The following is a 3,059-nucleotide window of genomic DNA, read 5'->3' as shown; positions in this document are numbered from 1 at the left end:
TTTGGTTTTGCTTATTCGGAAGCTTCTGAATCTTCTTTGCCGGTTTCTGATCTTGTTGCAGGAAATATTTTACAAATATTGGATGAAGCTAATGGATTTTATAGAGTTTCTTTCCCTGATAAAAGGATTGCTTTTATTTCAACAAAAAAGGCTCAACTATATGATCAGTGGAAAAACCAAGCAAATCCGAACGCTGATCAACTATTGAAAACCGCACGTAATTTTCTTGGTATTCCATACCTGTGGGGTGGAACATCCGTCAAGGGATTAGATTGTAGTGGCTTTACAAAAACCAGCTATTTATTACATGGAATTGTTCTTCCGCGAGATGCATCTCAACAAGCTTTAGTTGGCGATGTTGTTGATATTCTTGAAAACGATACACTTAACCTTTCCAAAGCCTTAAAAAATTTAAAACCCGGCGATCATTTATTTTTTGCTGCCGATAAGCGCACTAAGAAGGTAACCCATACCGCTTTATATATTGGGAATGGCGAGTTTATTCATGCTGCCGGATTAGTTAGAATCAATAGTATGATAAGTGGATCGAAAAATTATGATGATTTTCAATCTAGAACCCTAGTAAGCGCACGCCGAGTATTAACAGCTATTGGTGATTCAGAAATTACGAGAATCGACAAACATCCTTATTACCAAGGGCAAATAAATCAATAAACAGAAAACCAATTTATAAGCATATGAATATTTTTGTAGGAGGCCTTCCATTTAAAGTAGATGAAAAGGAGTTAAGAGAAATCTTTGAAAAGTTTGGGGAACCCAGTGCGGTTAAGTTAATCATTGATAAGCAAAGCGGCCGCAGTAAAGGCTTTGGCTTTGTTGAAATGGAGGACGAGGAAGCCGCTCAGAAAGCCATTGAGGCATTAGATGGCAGTGAATTATATGGACGCAAAATCGGTGTTCGTGTTTCTGAAGAGAAAAAGCCTGAAAGACGTTTTTAATACAGCAATTTTATAAAATAGGCTTCATTTGAAGCCTATTTTATAATTAATTATGTTGTTTTTTACTCCCTTAAAACCATTAGTCGTACAAATTTCATTTCTAGGGCCAGATTTTCTTTTTTCTTCTATTTCGTTAATTTTTGTTCGCTTTTTTTTATTCAGTTAAATCGACTAAAATGTTTAATTTTGTATTATTAATTAGTTCTGGTTATTTTTCTATAAACTAGTAAATTATTTAATAAAAGAAATTTATAACTCAAATCGTTAGAATTATGAAAAAGTTAGTCATTCTTTGCAGCGTATTATTTTTATTCGCGTCTGTAACAGCATTTAAGGTTGAAGATAAAGCCGAATTTAAGTTTGTAACAGAAACTCATGATTTTGGTAAAATCCCTCAGGGAAAGCCAGTTACCGTAGATTTCAAATTTACAAACATTGGCAATGAGCCATTAATCATTAGTAATATTGCTAGTGTTTGTGGTTGTACAGTTCCTAAATATACCAATACACCCATATTAAAAGGTCAGACGGGTACAATTACTGTGACTTACAATGCTGCGGCAATGTCATTTTTTAGTAAAGGTTTAACAATTACCTCAAATTCAAAAACCCCTACAAAAGTTATTTATATTAAGGGTGAGGTTGTTGCTGCACCAGTAAAATAATTGAATAAAATTTTAAAGCCCCTCTAGGATACTGGAGGGGCTTTTTTATGCTTTTATTTTTTATGCTTGTTTCAACTAGTAGCTATTCATATACTTGAAAATACGCCCTCAAACTAAGAATAGTATAGATTCACCCTAAAGTGATGGAGTTTTTCCGCCGTCAACAGGAACATTAATTCCATTAATGTAGGATGCTGCGGGGCTGGCGAGAAAAGCAATGGCAGCTGCTACCTCTGAGGCATCGGCAATTCTACCTGCTGGAATGGTGCTAATCATTTCATTTTTTACTGTCTCGGGATTTTTGTTTTCTTTTTCTGCAATCGAATTAATCAGAAATTCTAGTCGGCTAGTCATAGTAAATCCCGGCAGGACATTATTAACGGTAATCCCAAAGGGGCCTAGTTCCAAGGCCAGAGTCTTTGCCCAGCTTGCAACTGCCCCCCGAATAGTATTGGATACTCCCAATCCTTTTAATGGCGTTTTTACCGAGGTTGATATGATATTAATGATCCTGCCAAAGTGATTTTTCTTCATGCCGGGTACAATTGCCTGAACAAGAATTTGATTGCAGATTAGATGCATGTTAAATGCATTGATAAATTCATCCGTACCGGCATCTATGGCTTGTCCGCCTGCTGGACCCCCAGTATTATTGATCAAAATATCGATGCTATTTTTTATTACATAATTTTCGATGATAATTTTAAGCAGCATAGGATCTGTAAAATCAGCTATTAGAATATCGTGTTTCTGACCAGTCCGAAAAGAAAGTTCACCTAACACTTTTTGAAGTTTTTCTTCACTCCGCGCTAGAAGAGTTACATTAGCTCCTAACAGAGAAAGTTCAATTGCAGTGGCCTTTCCAATTCCCTGAGAACTGCCGCAAACTAGTGCTCTTTTTCCTGACAGATTTAAATCCATAGTATAATTGCTTGAATTAAAACCTAAGATATAACAGAAAAGTATTCTTCTAACTCTTGAAGGGTATTGGAATTGGTAGCAATATCCTTAATGATTTTGCCCTTCTCCATTAAAAGAATACGATCACAAAGCTCAGTTACATGGTTTAAATCATGACTTGAGATAAGGCAGGTAATTTGCTTTTCCTTGTTTAAGTTTTTTATGATGCTTTTTAAGCGAATTTGTGTACTTGGGTCAATATTAGCAAAAGGCTCATCTAGCATCAGTAATTGTGGATTCTGAATTAAACATGCAGCCACACCAACCTTAGTCTGATTTCCTTTAGAAAGGTCACGTATATATTTCCCTTTATCTAAAATCTCTCCATTAAAGAACTCCGTAAAATTTTGTAGTTCTGCCTCTACTTGCGTCTTGTTTTTATTGTGCAGTCCTCCGATAAATTGAAAATACTCCTCTGGTGTGAGGTGATCTATTAAAAACCCCTCATCTAAATAAGATGCGGTATATTCTTTCC

Annotated in this window: 5 protein-coding genes; 3 read left to right on the top strand and 2 right to left on the bottom strand. The window is 35.6% G+C overall.

What is annotated here, in order from left to right:
- From ACILQF_RS12200 to ACILQF_RS12190, 3 genes are all read left to right on the top strand, one after another.
- On the top strand, nt 1–675 hold a 675-nt coding region (locus ACILQF_RS12200; RefSeq protein WP_395627680.1), incomplete at its 5' end, for an NlpC/P60 family protein.
- A gap of 23 nt (nt 676–698) precedes the next feature.
- Nucleotides 699–959, top strand: coding sequence for an RNA recognition motif domain-containing protein (locus ACILQF_RS12195; protein ID WP_395627679.1), 261 nt, complete (start codon nt 699–701; stop codon nt 957–959).
- A gap of 272 nt (nt 960–1,231) precedes the next feature.
- Entirely contained in the window at nt 1,232–1,624 is a 393-nt protein-coding gene (locus ACILQF_RS12190) for a DUF1573 domain-containing protein (RefSeq protein WP_395627678.1), read from the top strand.
- A gap of 135 nt (nt 1,625–1,759) precedes the next feature.
- Here the strand turns inward: ACILQF_RS12190 and ACILQF_RS12185 are convergent, their stop codons facing one another.
- Both ACILQF_RS12185 and ACILQF_RS12180 read right to left on the bottom strand, forming a co-directional pair.
- A complete protein-coding gene (locus ACILQF_RS12185; RefSeq protein ID WP_395627677.1) occupies nt 1,760–2,545 on the bottom strand; it encodes an SDR family oxidoreductase in 786 nt (261 codons plus the stop codon).
- Between the two features lie 23 nt (nt 2,546–2,568).
- A partial coding sequence (locus tag ACILQF_RS12180) for an ATP-binding cassette domain-containing protein (protein ID WP_395627676.1) occupies nt 2,569–3,059 on the bottom strand: 491 nt, incomplete at its 5' end.

This window comes from Daejeonella sp., assembly GCF_044232565.1.
Classification (GTDB): Bacteria; Bacteroidota; Bacteroidia; order Sphingobacteriales; family Sphingobacteriaceae; genus Daejeonella.
This window is presented reverse-complemented; position numbering and strand designations above follow the sequence as displayed.

Excerpts from the sequence above, each read along its gene's own strand:
- ACILQF_RS12185 (WP_395627677.1), bottom strand. The coding sequence starts at position 2,545 with ATGGATTTAAATCTGTCAGGAAAAAGAGCACTAGTTTGCGGCAGTTCT.
- ACILQF_RS12190 (WP_395627678.1), top strand. The coding sequence starts at position 1,232 with ATGAAAAAGTTAGTCATTCTTTGCAGCGTATTATTTTTATTCGCGTCT.
- ACILQF_RS12195 (WP_395627679.1), top strand. The coding sequence starts at position 699 with ATGAATATTTTTGTAGGAGGCCTTCCATTTAAAGTAGATGAAAAGGAG.